Raw genomic sequence first — 16957 nt, forward strand, 5'->3', positions numbered from 1 at the left:
GGTGCGGTGCGCTTGCACGGAGGGGAGGGTTCGTCCTTCCGCTCCCGGTGGCCGCCTCAGGAGAAGTCTGCCTCGGTGATGCCGTGGGCATGGCCGGGGGGCCATTCCACCAACTCGATCCGGTAGCCGTCCGGGTCGGTGAGCCACGACGTCTTCGGCCCGTGCGGGCCGCCGGGGTGCTGGACCGGTCCCGGCTCCAGGCCAGCGGCGGTCAGGGTCTCCCACGTGGTCGCGAGCGTTTCCACCTGGATCGCGAGGTGGTCGAAGCCGGTCCCCACGTCGACGCGTCCGGCGGCGGGGTGGTGGGCCAGTTCGAGGGAGGCTGCCGGCTCGTCCGGGAACTTGAGGATCACCAGGCGGCTCACCTCGCCTTCCTCGCCCTTGCCCAGCTCGACCCTGCCCAGTTCGACGTAGCCCAGCGCGGTGTAGAACGCGAGCGAGCGGTCCAGGTCGGTGACGCGGTAGGAGACGAAGAGCGTCTTCATGCGGCCTCCTCGGTCCGGCGGACGCGGTACCGGAGGTGCGTGACGTCTCGGTCTTCGAGCCGTCGGACGAGGTCGAGTTCGATGGAAGCGCCCCCGAGGTGGTCGAAGAGCCGCCGGCCGCCTCCGAGGAGGACCGGGACCAGGTGGATCTCCATCTCGTCCATCAGCCCGGCTCTCAGGAGCGCTTGGGCAGCGCCCGCGCCGTGGACCATGACCGGCCGGTCTCCGGCGGCCGTACGAGCCCGGCCCGCGCAGTCCTCGACGTCGGTGACGAATCGCGCGTGGCCGGGCGGCACGTCGTCGCCGTCCACGTGGTGGGTGAGGACGAAGATCGGCACGCCGTCGTGGTGGTCGCCCTGCCAGCGCCCGGCAAGGTCGAAGGTACGGCGGCCCGAGATCACCGCGCCGGTCGCCAGGGCTTCTCGGTAGACCTGGCCGCTCGGGCCGTCGGAGTTCCGGTCGTCGAGCCAGTTGAAGAGGCGTCCACCGCCGCTTCCGAGCTCCTGGCCCGGTCTGTCGTCCGGGCCGGCGATGTAGCCGTCGAGGGACATCGACATATACAGCCGAATCGGATTTTCCATCCTGGCCATCATCTCTCCTCGATGAGATAGGGACGCGCCGTTTCCCGATCGCCCGTAGGGCGGGAGTGTCACGGGGAAGACTTCGGGCAGCCCGCAAACTCATCGGTGCCCGGACCGCGTCCGGTGCTCTTCCGGCCGACGCGGTCCGGCGTGCTGCCGCGCCGGGACCGTCGCGCAGGCAGGACGGCGACGCGGGCGGCCGGGCGGAAACCGTACGGCTTCCGCCCGGCCGCGGCCCTTCTGGCGAAACGGAGCATGTCCGGCTCCGGATCCATGCCGATCACCGAGCCGACCCGGGACGCGACCGGAACGGCCAACTGGCCCGTACCGCACCCGAGATCAAGCACGGCATCCTCGGCCGTCAGCGCGAAGGCAGCCTGCAAGACGTCGACGACCTCCGGCGGATACCCAGGGCGGTACTGCGCGTAGTACTCGGCGACATCACCACTGAACCCCACGGTCGTGCGCCCCACCCTGACAGGGCGGGCCGCCCCGGACAGCTCTCAGGCGCACGGCTTGGCTACCGGCGAAGCGACGCCCTCCTGCGCCGGGCGTCAGGCAGTCACGTGCTCCGCCGAGGGGTCGTCGGCGACCTTGCCACGTCGGAGGTCGCGGCCACGCGCGTCCGCTCGCAGCGGTGCAGTCGCGGGCGATAAATCCGGCGACGGCGACGATCGTCCCCGGGATACTCGTAACCCATGGATGAGGTCAACGTCGTCGTCGCCCATTCCGAGCGCGCGACCCTGCGCGTCGGCGACGTGTTCCTGAAGGTGGACGCCGATCAGGCGCGCATCGACGTCGAGGTCGAGGCGATCGCCCTGGCGCCGGTCCCGACCCCGGAGATCCTGTGGTGCAAGCCGCCCGTACTCGCGCTCGCCGCCGTCCCGGGGACGACGCTCGGCCTCCTCGGCGGGCCGTCGACCGCGTCGCCGGCGGCGTGGGCCGCGGCGGGTGCCGCCCTGCGGACGCTGCACGACGCGCCGCTGCCCACCCGGACCGGACGGGCGGGCCGGGGCCCCGACGAACTGGCGGCGGATCTCGACGGCGAGTGCGAGTGGCTCGTGGCCAACGGCGTCCTGCCCGCCGACCTCGTCACCCGCAACCGGCAGGTCGCCGAGGCCGCGTTCCGGCCGTGGACCGAGGCGTTCACGCACGGCGACCTACAGATCGCCCACCTGTTCCTCGACGGCGAGGAGGTCACCGGGATCATCGACTGGTCCGAGGCGGGCCGGGGCGACGCCCTGTTCGACGTCGCCACCTTCACGCTCGGACACGAGGACCGCCTCGGCGACCTCCTCGCCGGTTACGGCACCGACGTCGACCTCGACGTGATCCGCGCGTGGTGGTCGCTGCGCAGCCTGCTGGTGTTTCGCTGGCTGACCGAGCACGGCTTCGACCCGTTCGCACCGGGCTGCGAGGTCGACGTGCTGAAGTCCCGGATGTGAGACCACGCGGGCCCGTCCGCGTGCCGGCCGCCGCAGGCCGCCGGCCGACGAGAGCCGCGCCCCCGGGAACTCCCCGGTGAGCCGGGCCGACTGCTCCGGTGGACGGCCGCGACGGCGAAAGGGCGGGAGCACGTGGACGAGCAGGACGCGGGCGTGGGTGTGGCACTCGGGAGGGCGGTGCCGCCGCCGCGGTTCTTCGGGTTCCTGCTGCTGCTCGCGGTGGTGTTCGCCGTCGCGTACGGCGTGGGGTCGGCCGTGGGGCCCGTCGCTCCCGACATGCACGGTTCCGGCACGGAGTCCGGCGTCGGCGACGACACCTCCGGCGACACGTCCGGCGGCGACGGCTCCCACGGGACGCACGGGCGATGACCGAGACAGCGTCGAAGTTCCAGGCCACCACCGACCTGGCCGTGGGCGGCATGACCTGCGCGGCCTGCGTACGCCGGGTCGAGAAGCGGCTCGGCCGCCTGGAAGGCGTGAGCGCCACCGTCAACCTGGCCACCGGCAGGGCCCGGGTGAGCCATCCGCCCGACGTGACCGCCGACGCGCTCATCGACGCCGTCCGGCAGGCCGGTTACACGGCCGCGCTGCCCGCGCCGGAGCGCACCGGGGCCGAAGCCCGCGAAGGCGGCGGCGGAGACGATCCCGTACGGCGCGAGCGCGACCGGCTGGTGGTCACCGCGCTGCTCGCGGTGCCCGTGCTCGTGCTGTCCATGGTCCCTGCCCTCCAGTTCCGCAACTGGCAGTGGCTGTGCTTCGCGCTCGCCGCCCCGGTGGCGGTCTGGTCGTCGTGGCCGTTCCACAGCCGCGCGCTGCGCGGGCTGCGGCACTCCGCGGCCACGATGGACACCCTGGTGTCGCTGGGAGTGGTGGCCTCCTTCTCCTGGTCGGCTTACGCGCTGTTCCTCGGCGGCGCGGGCGATCCCGGCATGCGGATGGCCTTCAGCCTGGTGCCGGACGCCGGGCACGGCCCCGCGCACGTGTACCTGGAGGCAGCCGTCGGGGTGCCGCTGTTCGTGCTGACCGGGCGGTTTCTGGAGGCGCGGGGCCGACGCGCCACGGGTTCGGCGCTGCGCGGTCTAGCCCGGCTCGGGGTCAAGGACGTGGCCGTACGGGGTGACGACGGCGTGGAACGCCGTGTCGCCGTCGAGGAGTTGCGCGTCGGGCAGCACTTCCTCGTACGCCCCGGGGAGCGGGTCGCCGCCGACGGCGTCGTGGTGGAGGGCAGTTCGGCCGTCGACCTCTCGCTGGTCACCGGCGAGAGCGAGCCGGTGGAGGTGGGGCCGGACGCGGCGGTGACCGGCGGTGCGGTCAACGCCGGCGGGCTGCTGGTCGTACGGGCCGAGGCGGTCGGCGCCGACACCCGACTGGCCCGCATCGCACGGATGGTCGCCGACGCGCAGGCCGGCAAGGCGCGTGTCCAGCGGCTCGCCGACAGCGTGGCCGGGGTCTTCGTGCCGACGGTGCTCGCCCTGGCCGCCGTCGTACTGGGTTTCTGGATCGGTGCGGGCGCCGACCCGCAGGCCGCGATCACCGCAGCTATCGCCATCCTGGTCGTGGCCTGCCCGTGCGCGCTCGGCCTGGCCACCCCCACCGCGCTGATGGCCGCCACCGGCCGCGGCGCGGAGGCCGGCATCCTGGTGCGCGGCGCCCGGGCGCTGGAGACCCTGCGCCACGTCGACACCGTCGTGCTGGACAAGACCGGCACGCTGACCACCGGCCACATGCACGTCGTCCGCGTCACCGCGCGGCCGAAGGGCCCGGGCGAGTCGGCGGTGCTGCGGCTGGCGGGCGCGGTCGAGCAGGGCTCGGAGCATCCGGTGGGCCGGGCTGTCGCGGAGCATGCTCGGCGCGTACCCGCGAGTCAAGTGCTGCCGCCGGTACGAGACTTCCGGGCGACCGCCGGGCGGGGCGTCTGCGGGTACGTCGACGGCAGGCTGGTGGAGGTCCGTACCCCCGGAGACACGCTGCCGCCGGCTCTGGCCGACGCGCTCGCCGGGGCGGAGGCCGCCGGGCGCACCGCCGTCGAGGTGGCGGTGGACGGCGAGACCGAGGCCGTGATCGAGGTCGGCGACGTGCTGCGCCCCGACAGCTTCCGGGCTGTCGACCGGTTGCGCCGCCTCGGAGTGCGCCCGGTGCTGGCCAGCGGCGACCGCGACGCACCCGTCCGTGCCGTCGCCGCCGAACTGCGGATCGCGGAGACCCACGCCCGCTGCACGCCGGAGGACAAGGCGGCGCTCGTACGGCGGCTGCGCGCGGAGGGGCACCGGGTCGCGATGGTCGGCGACGGCGTGAACGACGCCGCGGCGCTCGCGGGCGCCGACCTGGGGATCGCCCTGGGCAGCGGCACCGATGTCGCGGCCGGGGCCGCCGACGTGACGCTCGTACGCCGCGACATCGACGCGATGGCCGACGCGGTGCGGCTGGCCCGCCGCACGATGGGCACGATCCGCGCCAACCTGGTCTGGGCCTTCGGCTACAACGCGGTCACCGTGCCGCTGGCCGCCGTCGGCCTGCTCACCCCCATGCTGGCCGCCGCCGCGATGTCGGCGAGTTCGCTGCTGGTGGTCGGCAACAGCCTGCGGCTGCGCACCGCCCGGGTGTCCGGGACGGCGCGGCAGGGCCGAACACCGGTCGGCGCGCGGCGCGTTGCGGGAGCGAAGCCGTGAGCACGGCGGACCGGCCGCGGCGCGTCCGCGAGGCGCTGCGCGCCGTGCTTGCCCCCGTGGTGGCGAGCGCGGTCGCGCTGGCGGGCCTGTCCGGCTGGGTCGCCACGGGCAACGCCGGGGGTCCGGCCCGTATCGAGGTCGTCGGCGGGCGCGTGCTCCTGCCGTACGGCGAGTACCGCAGCACCGCCGCCCTCTTCCTCATCTCCAACTGGGGCGACGTGGACGACCGGCTCGTCGCCGTCTCGTCTCCGGCGGCCGGTGCGGACGGGGTCAAGCTCGGCCGGCACCGCACCACGGCCGGGGGCGGGGCGGCGTACAAGGAGGTCGTCGACTCGGCCGTCGTCCCTGCGGACGGCTCCCTGGACATGTCGCCGCACGGCGTGGGTGCCCTGATGACGGCGCCACCGGGCTGGGAGCCGGGCGACGTGGTGCCGTTCACGCTGCACTTCGAGGACAGCGGCCGGGTCGAGGTCGACGCGGTCGTGGTCCTGCCCGGCACCCCCTGAGCCGGGCACGGCCGCTCCGCGTTCCGGCGCTCAGCCGCTCCGGCGCTCCGCCGCTCCGCGTGATCGTCGGGAACTCGCCGCGGGACTCCTCCGACTCCTCTTCGAGGAGCGCCGACGACCGGCGCGGCGAGGAGGCGAAATGGGCGCCCTGGACGTGCGGTTGCGCGAGGTCGCCTGCCGGCACGGCCGCGTCGAGGCCGTACGGGACGTGCACCTCGACGTCGCCGCCGGTGAGCGGGTGGCGCTGACCGGCACCAACGGATCGGGCAAGACCACGCTGCTACGGGCCGTGCTCGGCCTGCACCGCCGGACGCGCGGACGGATCCTCGTCGGCGGCCGGGAGGCCGGCACCGCCGCCGGGTGGGCGTGGCGGCGGCGGGCCTGCGCGTGGATCCCGCAGAAGCCGGCGGCCGGCCGCTTCCCGCTGATCGCCCGGGAGCTGCTGGCCAGCGGGGGCGCTCCGGAGGAGGCGGAGAAGGCGGCGGCGGACCTGGGGGTCGGCGAGCTGCTGGGCCGCCCCGTCGACACGCTGTCCGGCGGCCAGTTGCAGCGCATGTACCTGGCCCGCGCGATCGGCTGCGTCGCGGCCGGGGCGGGCGTCATGCTCGCCGACGAGCCCACCGCCGCCCTCGACTTCGCCGGGCAGGAGGCGGCGGCGGACGTGCTGCTCGGGCTGCCGGTGACCACGGTCGTCGTCACCCACGACCGGGCGCTGGCCGACCGCTGCGACCGGGTACTGGAGATGGCCGCCGGCAGCCTGCGGGAGGTCCGGTGAACCTCGCCGTCGCCGACGTCGGCGAGCTGCTCCGGCTCGCGCCCGTGCAGCGGGCGGGCGCGGGCCTGCTGCTGGCGTCGGTCGGCCTGCCCGTGGTCGGCGTGGTGATCGTCGGGCTCGACATCATGCCGGTGCGGTTCGCGATGATGCACGTCGCGCTGCTGGGCATCGCGGTCGGGCTGCTGACAGGTCTGGACCCGATGCTGTGCGCGCTGGTCGCGTGCGCGCTGGCGGGCGCCGGGGTCGCGCCGATGGCCCGCAGCCCCGACGGCCTCTCGGGGGCGATGGGGCTGCTGATGAGCCTGGCCATCGCGGCGGCGCTGCTGACGCTCTCGGTGTCCGGCGTCAACGCGTCGGGCGCGTTCGCGCTGCTGTGGGGCTCGATCCTGTCGGTGCGGACCGCCGATCTGTGGGTGCTCGGCGCCCTGGCCGTCGCCGTGCCCGCGCTGTTCTGGTGGCGGCGCCGGGACCTGGCGCTGCTGCTGTACGACCGGGAGCTTGCGCTCGCCTCCGGGGTACGGGTCGAGCGGCTGACCCTGCTGCTGCTCGTGCTGGTCGCGGTGTCGGTCGCCGGGGCCATCAAGCTGACCGGCGCGCTGCTCGTCGACGCGCTGACCCTGCTGCCCGCGCTCGCCGCCCGCCGGCTGGGGACTTCCCTCACCTCGATCACCGCCTGGGCGGTCGGCATCGGGGTCGCCGTCAACACCAGCGGTTTTCTGCTCGCGCTCGCCTTCGACCTGCCGCCCGGCCCGGTCCTCGTCCTCGTCGCCGGGGGAGTGGTCCTGGCCGTACACCTCCTACCGGAACGGAGATTCCGCTCATGGCGCGCACCCGCGTCCCTCGTACCCCCCTCGCACTGACCCTCACCGCCGTCCTCGCCCTCACGGCCGCGGGCTGCGGTGACGACGACGGCCCCGGCTCCGGCAGCGGGGCGAAGACGCCGTCGGTCGTCGTCACCACCACCTGGGAAGGCGGCTTCGCCAAGGCCGCGGGCGCCGAGGACGTGCAGGTCCTCGTGCCGTCCTCGGTGCAGCACGCCCCCGACTACGAACCCAGGCCCTCCGACCTCGCCGTCGTGTCCGAGGCCGACTTCGTGCTCTACGCGCCGTTCGAGCCGTACGCCGAGCAGATCAAGGAGGCCGCCGGCTCCGACGCGGAGCTGGTCGAGGTCCCCCTCGACAACGACGCCGGAAGGGTGCGGACCGAGGTGACGCGACTGGGCGAGCTGTTCGGCACCGAGAAGGCCGCGGCGACGTGGGCGAAGACCTTCGACGCCGAGTACGCGGAGCTGAGCGCCGGTCTGAAGGACGCCCGGCCCGGCGGCGAGGCACCCGCGGCCGTCGCGCAGGTCTTCACCGCCTGGGCGGGGGAGATGGCGGGGCTGCGGATGCTCGGCACCTACGGGCCCGATCCCGTCACCGCGCAGCAGGTCTCCGACCTGTCGGCGAAGAAGCCGGAGCTGGTCCTCGACAACGCCCACATGTCCACCGGCACCGTGCTCCCGGACTCGGGCGCCCACCAGGTGAAGATCGTCAACTACCCGGGCGAGGACCTGGACCTGCTGGCCGTGTACCGCGACGCGGCGGCGGAGCTGGAGACGGCGACGGCCGCGCGGTGACAGGGCGCTTCGAGATGCCGTCACCGGCTCCCGGAACGGGACGCCGGCCTGGTCCACACCGTGCCGCGTGCCTCGTACTCCAGCATGCGCTCCACATCCAGCGCCGAGTCCGGGCCGAACTCGCGCCGGACCAGCCAGAGGCCGAGTTCCAGACCGGAGGTGATGCCGCCGGAGGTGACGAGGTCGCCGTCGTCCACGACCCGGGCGCGGGTCAGGACACCGCCGTAGGACTCCAGTGCCTCGAAGGCGCCGTGATGCGTGGTGCAGGGGCGGCCCTCCAGGAGCCCGGCCGCGCCCAGGAGGATCGCCCCGGTGCAGACCGACGTGAGGGTCAGCCCCGGGCGCGGGGCCGCGGCCAGGGCCCGGGGCAGGACGCCGCGGCGGATCTCCTCGCCGACACCCGGTCCGTCCGCGTCGGCGAAGCCGCCGCCCGGCACCACGAGCACGTCGGCCTCGTCCGGCGCCCAGCCGTGGGAGAGGCGCACGCGGGTGCCCTGGGAGGCGGTGACGGTCCGGGAGCCGTCGGCGGTGACGTAGCGCACCGACACCCCGTGCGGGCTGTGCATGTCCGCGATCCCGAGGACGTAGTACGGGGCGGCGAAGTCCATCTCCTCCACGCCGTCGAAGAGCACGACGTGCACGCGCAGCGGCCCCGCAGGCCGCTGCGGCGAGGCAGGTGCGGAAGACGAGGCAGGCGAGGCGGCGGAGGCCGTGCGCGTCGCTCCGACGGCGGTGGCGCCGACGCCCGCGGCCGTGGTGGCGCGCAGGAAGGTTCTGCGGCTGTGGTGGTGGCTGTCGACTGTCATGAGGTGAGGGTGGCAAGCAGGCCAGGGAAGGGACAGCGGCGGCCGTGACGCGCTTCGACAGGTTCGTGCCATGGTGACGCCGCCGAAGGCACGGCACACGGTGGCCGTGCTCGCGCCGCCGGGAGTGGTGGGCTTCGATGTCACGGCGGCCTGCCAGGCGTTCGGCATCGCCCGGCTCCCCGACGGCACGCCGCCCTACGAGGTCCGGGTGTGCGGCGACGGCACGGTGACGACCACGGTGGCCGGCACCGCCGGCTTCGGACTGGTGCCCTCGCACCCGCTGCACGCGGCGCTGGCGGCGGACACGGTCGTGGTGCCCGGCGTCGGCCGTCGCGCCGCACCCGCCGGCCCGGCGGTACCGGCGCTGCTGCGGGCCGCGCACGAGAGGGGCATCCGGGTCGCGTCGATCTGCACCGGCGCGTTCCTGCTGGCCGAAGCCGGGCTGCTGGACGGCGGGCGGGCGACGACGCACTGGCTGGCGGCCGGGCGACTGGCGGCCGACTACCCGGCGGTGCGGGTGGACCCCGGGGTGCTGTTCGTGGACAACGGGCAGGTGCTCACCTCGGCCGGGCTGGCCGCCGGCATCGACCTGTGCCTGCACCTGATCAGCCGGGACCACGGCGCGGCGGTGGCGGCGCGCACGGCAAGGGCCCTGGTGGTCCCGCTGCGGCGGGAGGGCGGGACGGCGCAGTTGCTGCGGCACCCGGACGCCGGCGGCGACCCGCTGCACGCGACGCTGGAGTGGCTGCACCGGAACCTCCACCGGCGCGTCACCCTGGCGGACATCGCCCGCCGGGCCGGGCTGAGCGTGCGCCACCTGCACCGTGTCTTCCGGGCGCAGACGGGCACCACACCACTGCGGTGGCTGCTGTGGGCCCGGGTGGAGCGGGCCCGGGAGCTGCTGGAGACCACCGACCTGTCGGTGGAGGAGATCGCCCGCGCCACGGGATTCGGCTCGCCGGTCTCCCTGCGGGCCCACTTCTGCCGCCGCGTGGGCACATCCCCCTCGACGTACCGGCGCACCTTCCGCGACCGGTCGCGGGCTCCGGTGCCGCCTTTCTTGCCTCCTACGCCGCCTCCGTGACGAGCAGCGCCCGCAGCCGGGCCCGGTCCGGCTTGCCCGCCGGGGTGAGCGGCAACTCGTCCACGACGAGCAGGCGTTCGGGGTGCTTGCGCCGCTCCAGGCCCCGTTCGCGGAGGTGGGCGCAGAGCTCGTCCAGTGTGAGGTCGTGCCCGGCGCGCGGCACGACGCAGGCCGCCAGCCGTTCGCCCATCAGCCGGTCGGGGACGCCGGTGCACGCCACGTCGCGTACGCCCGGATGGGCCGCGAGCTGCAACTCCACCTCCGCGGGGCTGATGTTCTGCCCGCCCCGGATGACGACGTCCTTCAGCCGGCCGACGACCCGGAGCATCCCGTCCTCGTCCAGCACGCCGAGGTCGCCGGTGCGCACCCAGCCGTCGGCGGTGCGGTAGCGGGCGTCCAGGTCGGGGGCGGCGACGTAGCGCAGCGGCGACATCGGGCCGCGGGCGACGATCTCGCCGGGGGTGCCGCCGGGGGTCTCGCGCATCTCCCCGGCGCCGGGAACGGCGACGCGGATGTCGGCGACGCGCGGGTCGGGACGGCCGACGGCGATGCCCGGACCGCCGTCGCCCCTGGCGCTCTCGCCGGTCAGGCCGGTGTGGCAGTTGACGCCGTCGGCGGACCCGTAGACGTTGACGACCGGGCAGCCGAAGGCGCGCTGCGCTTCCTCGGCGGTGGCGGCGTCCAGCGGTGAGCCGCCGACCAGGAGCGCGGTGGGCGGGGTGAAGGCCAGGTCGGTGCCCGCCGCGATCCGGTCCAGCATCATCCGGATCATCGTCGGCACGCCGACGACGTAGGTGGGCTCGTGGGCGGCGAGTGCCGCGAGGGCGCCGTCGGGCGTGAAGTGGTCGAGCAGCACCAGGGTCCCGCCGTGCCGGGCGAGGGCGACGGCGGTGCCGTTGCTGCCGAACGACGAGGCCAGCGGCACCAGGAACAGGCAGCGCGGCGGACGGCCGTCGGGGATGAGGGAGCCGAGGAAGTTGCCGCGCCCGCCCGCGAGCGCGTTGTGCGAGTACGCCACCATCTTCGGCTCGGCCTCCGAGCCCGAGGAGACGAGGACCCGGGCGACGGAGTCGGGGTGCGGCCGGGCGGGGACGAAGGCGTGCGGGTCGGCGCGCAGCAGGGCGGCCAGCGGCACGGCGCCTTCGGGGGCGTCGCCGGTCGGGGCGGCGATCACGTGCCGCAGCGCGGGCAGTTCGCCGGCCAGGGCGAGCAGGTCGGCGGCGTGCCGGTGGCCGCGGTGCTCGGTGGCGGCGATCACCGCGACGGCCTGCGACCGGCCCAGCAGCGAGGCGGCCTCGCGCCCCCCGCGGCCGGCGGGGAAGGGCAGCGCGACGGCGCCGAGACCGGCCAGGGCGAGGTCGGCGACGACGGCGTTGCGGCTGTTGGGGAGCTGGACGCCGACGACGTCGCCGGCGCGTACGCCGAGGCCGGCGAGCCCGGCGGCCAGACATCGCGCCTTGCGGTCCAGGGCGGTGTAACAGAGGCCGCCCTTGGCATCGAGGAGGGCCGTGCGGTGCGGGTCGGCGATCTGGCGGGCCCGGTAGAGGCTGTAGATGTCGAGGTCGGGGCAGGTGCCGTCCACGGCCCAGGAGCGCCGCAGCGCGCCGGGCAGCAGGTCGTCGAAGACGACGGTCATGCGAACCTCCAGGGGTCGGGCACGGCGAGGGCGCCGTGCGCGTCGCGGCGGAGCACGCCGGAGAAGCGGGGGTCGTGGGGCAGGGCGGCGAGGTCGGTGGTGACGGCGGTGGCGGCCAGGCCGTGGCCGCGGAGCCGGGCCAGGGCCTCGGCGGCGGGCAGTTGCGACATGCGGTGGACGGCGTGCAGGTGCGCGGCGGCCTCGGCGCAGGCGTCGGCGGGGGCGAGCAGGCCGTCGCGGGCCGGCAGCGGGCGGCGGAATCCGGCGGGCCGGCGCGGGGCGCGGCCGTCGGCGGCTCGGGTACGGGCCGGGGCGGTGAGCAGGTCCGCGGCGCCGAGGAGGGAGGAGCCGGCCCGTACGCCGCGGCCGGTGCGCTCGCGCAGCAGCAGCGCCGCCAGCACCGTCTGGGCGCCGAGCAGGCCGCCGAGCACGTCGAGCAGGGTCATCAGGGACGGCGCGGGGTCCTCGTCCGCGGGCCGGGCGGCCTCGCCGACGCCGGTCCTGGCCTGCACCATGAAGTCGGTGCCGAGGGGTGCGCCGGGAAGGCGGCCCGCCCAGCCACCGGTGTAGGCGTAGACGAGGCCGGGGTGCGCGGCGGCGAGGTGCTCGCGGTCCAGGCCGAGCCGGGCCGCGTTGCCCGGCGCCCAGTTGTGGAGGAACACGTCGGCTTCGGCGGCCATCTCGCGCAGCCGCACCCGGTCCGCGGGGGACTTGATGTCCACTTCCACGGCCTTCTTGCCGCGGTTCAGCGCGAGCCAGCGCGCGGAGACCCCCGAGCAGGCCGGCGGCATGCCGCGCAGCGGGTCGCCGCCCGGCGGCTCGATCCGTACGACCTCCGCGCCGAGGAGCCCGAGCAGGTGGGCGGCGAGCGGGGCCTGGATGCGGCGCCCTGCCTCCAGGACGGTCAGCCCGGCCAGCGGGGCGCCGGGACCGGGCGCGGCTCTCGCGGTGCGGCCCTCGTCGTACGGCACGAGGGTCCACGGCGGCGCGCCGTCGTCCTCCGCGGCCCGCGCGGCGAGGGTGTGCAGCGGGCAGACGTCCGCGCCGGCGGCGTGCGCGGCGGCCCTGATCCGCCGCCAGGCGCAGGTCCGCACCACCGCGTGCAGCACGTTCGGGAAGGGGGCGCAGGCGGTGGCGTAGCGGAACTGGAACGGCTGCCAGCCGCGGCGTATCGACTCCTCCGGGGCGCCGAGGGTGCGCCAGAAGGCCGCCCAGCCGCCCGGTTCGAGGGCCTCCAGCTCGAAGACGACACCGTCGACGGAGGTGAACGGCGGGCCGCCGGGGGCGAGTTCGACCGCCTCGCCCTCCTCCGCTCCGGCGGCGGCCAGGTACTGGGACACGGCCAGCAGCCCGGCCCGCCCGCCGCTCACCTCGGCGTGCGCGAACGCCCCCCGCGCGCCGCGGACCCGGGCGAGGAGGCCGGCCAGCAACGCCTGCACCGCCAGGACTCCGGTGGCGGTGGCGGCGTAGTCGACGGCCAGGCCGCGCGGCGCGCCGTCGCGGCGGCCGTGCACCGCCATGACGCCCGTCGCGGCCTGCACGGTGGCCTCGTCGGCGAGGTCCGCGGTACCTCCCCACGACGTACGCGCCGACACCTCGCCGAACTCCGGGCCGGCGAGGGCGACGTGCCCGCCCGGCCCGTGCTCCGCGCCGGCGCCCAGCAGCCGCAACTGCCCGGCGACGACGCCGTCCGCCGGCCCCGGCGGGCCCGAGGACTCCGTACGCAGACCGGCCAGCGGTCCGGTGCCGCGGGCCGCGGCCGGCGGGGTGGTGCGGGCCATGGCGTCACTCCCTTCCGGCTGTTTCGTGGTGCGCGGGAACCCGGCGGCAAACGCCCCCGACCCGTCTCCCGGAAGAGTGAGTCGGACCGGCGTTCGCCGGGGTTCCCGCGGGGCCGGGCAGGAAAGTGGGGGAGAGCGGTGCAGGAGAGACGGTCGGGGTCTTCCGCGCGTACACCGGCGGCGGTCGCGCTACGGGAGCGCGTGGGGACGTTCGTACGCGAGCGGGTGATGCCGTACGAACCGGTGCTGGACGCCGGCGGGCCACCGGCGGCGGCGGAACTGCACCGGCTGCGGCGGGAGGCGAAGGACGCGGGGCTGTGGGCGCTGCCGCTGCCGGCCGAACTCGGCGGCCGGGGGCTCCCGCTCACCACCTATGCCCCCGTCGCCGAGGCCGAGGGCGCCAGCGACCACGGGCCCGCTGCCCTCGGCTCGGCCTCGCTGCTCGACGTACTCATGCTGTGGCGGCACGGCAGCCCGCGCGTCCGGGAGAGGTACGCGCGCCGGCTGGCCGCGGGCGAACTGCGCGCCTGCTACGCGATGACCGAGCCCGGCACCCCGGGCACCGACCCCTTCCTCACCGCCGCCCGCGCCGAGCCGGCGGCTGACGGCTGGCGGCTTTCCGGCCGCAAGTGGTTCGTCACCGGCGCCGCCGACGCCGACCTCGTCACCGTGCTCGTACGCACCGACGGAACCCCGCCGGACCGGGACGGGCTCTCGCTGCTCCTCGTGCCCACCGACGCGCCCGGCTTCCGCCTGGTGCGCGAGCTGCCGGTCCTCGGGGCCGGCGGGCAGGCGGAGTTCGCACTCGACCAGGTGGTCGTCGGCGCCGACCACCTGATCGGCGAGCGGGGCAGGGCCCTCGACATCGCGGGGGAGCGGCTGCAACTCGGACGCACCCTGCGCTGCCTGCGCTGGCTCGGCCAGGCCCGGCGCGCGTTCGACCTCATGCGGGACCGGGCGACCGGCCGCGCCCGCTCCCACGGCCCGCTCGCCGAACTCCAGTTGGTCCAGCGCCACGTCTTCGAGTCGCTGCTCGCCCTGCGCTCGGCCCGGGCTCTCGTCCACGAGGCCGTGGCCCGGCTCGACGCCGGCCTCGACGCGCACGTGGAGGTCGGGCTGGCCAAGGTCGCCGCGGCCCGCACGTTGCAGCAGGTGGCGGACGCGGCGATCCAGGTGCACGGTGCCGCCGGCCTCGGACCCGACACGCCGCTGCCCGCGCTGTTCCGTACCGGCCGCATGGCGCGCATCCTCGACGGCCCGGACGAGCTGCACATCACGTCGGTGGCGCGGCGGGTGCTGCGCCCGGGGGCCGGTGCGGATCCGCCAGGCCGGTGAGCATGGCGAGGGCGTACGCGAGGAAGAAGGTGCCCCAGACCAGCTCGTGCCGGACGGCGGTCCCGGCGGCCAGGTCGTAACAGCCGTCGAGCAGCCGGCCGTCGGCGGTGAGATGGGCCTCCACCAGCTCCCGGAGCACGGCGACGGCGTGCTCCCGGCGGCCGAGCAGGAGCAGGGCGGCGGCCGTGACGGCCGCCGCCGAGGTGTCGGGAGGGCTGTCGCGACGGGCCGAGTCCGCCGGCGGAACGAGTTCCTTCGGCGTCAACGCACCGAGCACGTCCGGCAGTCCCGCCTCCGGCAGGTGGCAGGCGGCCTCCGCGGCAGCGAGCAGCAGCCAGGCCGGCCCTCGGCTCCACCCCGGCGGCGGGTCGCCGACCGGCGTCCAGCCGGTGCCCGCGCCGTACCGCCACGACCAGCACGGCGGCCGGCCGCCCAGGCACAGCCGCGCGTGCACCCGCAGGTGCGAGCCCGCCGCCTCCGGGTCCACCGAGGCCAGCAACGGCACCAGGCCGGGCACGCCGTCCGTGCGCGCCAGCAGCCGCGGCCCGCCGAACGCCCCGCCCCAGGGCACGACACCCGGCTCCGGGTCGAAGGAGTCCAGGCACGCGCGGGCCGCCGCCGCACGCAGTTCCTCGGCGTCGGCGTCGGGGTCGGCGGGGTCGGCGGCCTCGTCGGCGAAGAGCGTGCCGTACCAGAAGATCAGCCCGCGCGTCGCCGTGTCCGCTCCGGTCCACGGGGCCAGCCGCTCCAACGCCGCCCGGGCGGCGGCCCGGTCCCGCGGCGCGCCGGTGTGCCGGGCGCGCAGCCGGAGCAGCCCGGCCCAGAACCCTCCGGTCCACGAGCCGCGCCGGGTCGTCGTCCACGCACCGGTCGCCGGGTCGGCGAAGAGCGGGAAGCGGTCGCCGACTTCGGCGCCGGTACGGGCCGCACGGCCGAGGACCGCGTCCAGCGCGGGCGCGGCCCAGCCGGGCGGCGCCGGGCCCCGGGCGCGCGCGGATCCGCGGGCCCGCCCCGCCGATCCGGCAGGCCCCCGGGCCTCACCCGCGTACGACACGGCGGCGGTCCCGTACCGCCCACAGCAGCGCCACCGCGCCCGCCCCGGCGAACTCGCCCGCGACCAGCAGCCACCCGGTGCCGTACCGCCCGGCCTCCGCGAGCAGCCCGAAGACCGGCGGGCCGAGCGCGAACCCGGCGAAGAAGCCCGCGGAGACCAGAGCCGAGTCCTGCCCGGCCCGCCCCGGCGCCGCGCGCTGCACCACCAGCACCATCGACACCGCGTTGGCGGCCACCGCGAAGACGCCCATGCAGACCGCCGCCACCCACACCAGCGGGTGCGCCCGGTCCGCGAGGGCGATCAGCAGTGCGCCGCCCACCGCTCCCGCCGCCAGCCCGCCCGGCAGCCACAGCGCCCGCTCCTCCCGCCCGGCCGCCCTCGACCAGCCCACCCGGGCGGCGATGCCGACCACGCCCAGCACCGCCAGCAGCGTCGCCGCCGCCGTGGCGCCGAGCCCGAGCCGCTCCACGCCGTACAGCGGCAGGTACGTGTTCACCGACGCGATGCCGCCACCCAGCAGCAGCGAGAAGCCCGCCAGCCACGCGGTCGTGCCCCGCGGCACCCACACGGCCCGAGCCCGCCTCGCGGGCGCGTCGGCCGGCAGCGTACGGGCCGCCCACCCCGCGGCCAGAAGCGCCGCACCCGCCGCCGTCCACACCGCCGTCCGCCACCCGGCGGCACCGGCCAGCGCGGCGAGCGGCAGCCCCGCCGCGAACGCGCCGAGCTGCACGCCCGACTGCTTCATGCCGGTGACCGCGCTCCGGCCGGCGGGCGGGACCGCGGCCAGGATCGCCTTGTTCGTCGCCGGGTTGGCCAGCGCCTGCGGCAGCCCGCCGAGCGCGACCGCCGCCAGCAGCAGGCCCGCTCCCGGCGCCAGCCCGATCAGTCCCAGGGCCGCCGCCGAGGCGCAGAGCAGGGCCACCAGGCTGCGCCGCGGGCCCGCCCGGTCCACCACCAGACCCCCCACCGGGGACAGCAGGGCCGCGGCACCGAAGCCGACCGTCGTCGTCAGCCCCAGCGTCGTCGCGGAGATGTCCAGGTCGTCCACCAGGCGCGGCCCGAGGGCGCCGAGCAGGAACAACTGCATCATCGAGAAGGCCATCGCGCACGTCAGCAGCGCCGTCACGGCGCCGGCCCCGGGCCGACCGCGTTGGCCGCCGGCATCGCGTGCCGCGTACACCC

General features: G+C 76.2%; 17 protein-coding genes. 9 read left to right on the forward strand and 8 right to left on the reverse strand.

From position 1 onward, the window contains the following. Positions 1 to 56 precede the first annotated feature (56 nt). From QBL21_RS16130 to QBL21_RS16140, 3 genes are all read right to left on the reverse strand, one after another. A complete protein-coding gene (locus QBL21_RS16130) occupies positions 57 to 485 on the reverse strand; it encodes a VOC family protein (protein ID WP_407562884.1) in 429 nt (142 codons plus the stop codon). Then, positions 482 to 1066 (reverse strand): dihydrofolate reductase family protein, encoded by a 585-nt coding sequence (locus QBL21_RS16135; protein ID WP_407562885.1) that lies wholly within the window; start codon positions 1064 to 1066, stop codon positions 482 to 484. Before QBL21_RS16135 ends, QBL21_RS16130 begins: the two co-directional genes overlap by 4 nt. A gap of 68 nt (positions 1067 to 1134) precedes the next feature. Continuing rightward, entirely contained in the window at positions 1135 to 1539 is a 405-nt protein-coding gene (locus QBL21_RS16140; protein WP_407562886.1) for a methyltransferase domain-containing protein, read from the reverse strand. Between the two features lie 225 nt (positions 1540 to 1764). Here QBL21_RS16140 and QBL21_RS16145 point away from each other — a divergent pair, with 225 nt between their 5' ends. From QBL21_RS16145 to QBL21_RS16175, 7 genes are all read left to right on the forward strand, one after another. Beyond that, positions 1765 to 2511 (forward strand): phosphotransferase family protein, encoded by a 747-nt coding sequence (locus QBL21_RS16145; protein WP_407562887.1) that lies wholly within the window; start codon positions 1765 to 1767, stop codon positions 2509 to 2511. Positions 2512 to 2643: 132 nt separating this feature from the next. Next, positions 2644 to 2880, forward strand: a complete 237-nt coding sequence (locus QBL21_RS16150) for a hypothetical protein (RefSeq protein ID WP_407562888.1) — start codon at positions 2644 to 2646, stop codon at positions 2878 to 2880. After that, positions 2877 to 5180 (forward strand): heavy metal translocating P-type ATPase, encoded by a 2304-nt coding sequence (locus tag QBL21_RS16155; RefSeq protein WP_407562889.1) that lies wholly within the window; start codon positions 2877 to 2879, stop codon positions 5178 to 5180. Before QBL21_RS16150 ends, QBL21_RS16155 begins: the two co-directional genes overlap by 4 nt. Next, entirely contained in the window at positions 5177 to 5686 is a 510-nt protein-coding gene (locus tag QBL21_RS16160) for a copper chaperone PCu(A)C (protein WP_407562890.1), read from the forward strand. The genes QBL21_RS16155 and QBL21_RS16160 overlap by 4 nt, the downstream gene beginning before the upstream one ends. A 139-nt stretch (positions 5687 to 5825) precedes the next feature. Then, a complete protein-coding gene (locus tag QBL21_RS16165; RefSeq protein ID WP_407562891.1) occupies positions 5826 to 6461 on the forward strand; it encodes an ATP-binding cassette domain-containing protein in 636 nt (211 codons plus the stop codon). After that, on the forward strand, positions 6458 to 7321 hold the full coding sequence (locus tag QBL21_RS16170) for a metal ABC transporter permease (RefSeq protein WP_407562892.1): 864 nt from the start codon (positions 6458 to 6460) through the stop codon (positions 7319 to 7321). Before QBL21_RS16165 ends, QBL21_RS16170 begins: the two co-directional genes overlap by 4 nt. Then, positions 7282 to 8079, forward strand: a complete 798-nt coding sequence (locus QBL21_RS16175) for an ABC transporter substrate-binding protein (RefSeq protein ID WP_407562893.1) — start codon at positions 7282 to 7284, stop codon at positions 8077 to 8079. The genes QBL21_RS16170 and QBL21_RS16175 overlap by 40 nt, the downstream gene beginning before the upstream one ends. A gap of 20 nt (positions 8080 to 8099) precedes the next feature. Here the strand turns inward: QBL21_RS16175 and QBL21_RS16180 are convergent, their stop codons facing one another. Beyond that, a complete protein-coding gene (locus tag QBL21_RS16180) occupies positions 8100 to 8885 on the reverse strand; it encodes a DJ-1/PfpI family protein (protein ID WP_407562894.1) in 786 nt (261 codons plus the stop codon). Between the two features lie 70 nt (positions 8886 to 8955). On the opposite strand from QBL21_RS16180, the gene QBL21_RS16185 reads away from it, so the two are divergent. Continuing rightward, a complete protein-coding gene (locus tag QBL21_RS16185) occupies positions 8956 to 9969 on the forward strand; it encodes a GlxA family transcriptional regulator (RefSeq protein WP_407562895.1) in 1014 nt (337 codons plus the stop codon). On the opposite strand, the gene QBL21_RS16190 is transcribed toward QBL21_RS16185, so the two are convergent. Both QBL21_RS16190 and QBL21_RS16195 read right to left on the reverse strand, forming a co-directional pair. Further along, complete coding sequence (locus tag QBL21_RS16190) at positions 9953 to 11605, reverse strand: class I adenylate-forming enzyme family protein (protein WP_407562896.1); 1653 nt, start codon at positions 11603 to 11605, stop codon at positions 9953 to 9955. The genes QBL21_RS16185 and QBL21_RS16190 overlap by 17 nt on opposite strands. Further along, complete coding sequence (locus tag QBL21_RS16195) at positions 11602 to 13386, reverse strand: CoA transferase (RefSeq protein ID WP_407562897.1); 1785 nt, start codon at positions 13384 to 13386, stop codon at positions 11602 to 11604. Before QBL21_RS16195 ends, QBL21_RS16190 begins: the two co-directional genes overlap by 4 nt. A 138-nt stretch (positions 13387 to 13524) precedes the next feature. Here QBL21_RS16195 and QBL21_RS16200 point away from each other — a divergent pair, with 138 nt between their 5' ends. Next, on the forward strand, positions 13525 to 14721 hold the full coding sequence (locus QBL21_RS16200) for an acyl-CoA dehydrogenase family protein (RefSeq protein ID WP_407562898.1): 1197 nt from the start codon (positions 13525 to 13527) through the stop codon (positions 14719 to 14721). Here QBL21_RS16200 and QBL21_RS16205 read toward each other — a convergent pair. Continuing rightward, complete coding sequence (locus tag QBL21_RS16205) at positions 14660 to 15775, reverse strand: sugar ABC transporter permease (protein WP_407562899.1); 1116 nt, start codon at positions 15773 to 15775, stop codon at positions 14660 to 14662. The genes QBL21_RS16200 and QBL21_RS16205 overlap by 62 nt on opposite strands. Further along, a complete protein-coding gene (locus QBL21_RS16210; protein ID WP_407562900.1) occupies positions 15759 to 16901 on the reverse strand; it encodes an MFS transporter in 1143 nt (380 codons plus the stop codon). Before QBL21_RS16210 ends, QBL21_RS16205 begins: the two co-directional genes overlap by 17 nt. Between the last annotated feature and the right edge of the window lie 56 nt (positions 16902 to 16957).

This window comes from Streptomyces sp. 184 (assembly GCF_045781775.1).
GTDB lineage: Bacteria > Actinomycetota > Actinomycetes > Streptomycetales > Streptomycetaceae > Streptomyces.

What these genes read in the sequence shown, in the direction of transcription:
- QBL21_RS16130 (WP_407562884.1), bottom strand. Translation starts at nt 485, where the DNA reads ATGAAGACGCTCTTCGTCTCCTACCGCGTCACCGACCTGGACCGCTCG.
- QBL21_RS16135 (WP_407562885.1), bottom strand. Translation starts at nt 1,066, where the DNA reads ATGGAAAATCCGATTCGGCTGTATATGTCGATGTCCCTCGACGGCTAC.
- QBL21_RS16145 (WP_407562887.1), top strand. Translation starts at nt 1,765, where the DNA reads ATGGATGAGGTCAACGTCGTCGTCGCCCATTCCGAGCGCGCGACCCTG.
- QBL21_RS16155 (WP_407562889.1), top strand. Translation starts at nt 2,877, where the DNA reads ATGACCGAGACAGCGTCGAAGTTCCAGGCCACCACCGACCTGGCCGTG.
- QBL21_RS16165 (WP_407562891.1), top strand. Translation starts at nt 5,826, where the DNA reads ATGGGCGCCCTGGACGTGCGGTTGCGCGAGGTCGCCTGCCGGCACGGC.
- QBL21_RS16175 (WP_407562893.1), top strand. Translation starts at nt 7,282, where the DNA reads ATGGCGCGCACCCGCGTCCCTCGTACCCCCCTCGCACTGACCCTCACC.
- QBL21_RS16180 (WP_407562894.1), bottom strand. Translation starts at nt 8,885, where the DNA reads ATGACAGTCGACAGCCACCACCACAGCCGCAGAACCTTCCTGCGCGCC.
- QBL21_RS16185 (WP_407562895.1), top strand. Translation starts at nt 8,956, where the DNA reads ATGGTGACGCCGCCGAAGGCACGGCACACGGTGGCCGTGCTCGCGCCG.
- QBL21_RS16190 (WP_407562896.1), bottom strand. Translation starts at nt 11,605, where the DNA reads ATGACCGTCGTCTTCGACGACCTGCTGCCCGGCGCGCTGCGGCGCTCC.
- QBL21_RS16195 (WP_407562897.1), bottom strand. Translation starts at nt 13,386, where the DNA reads ATGGCCCGCACCACCCCGCCGGCCGCGGCCCGCGGCACCGGACCGCTG.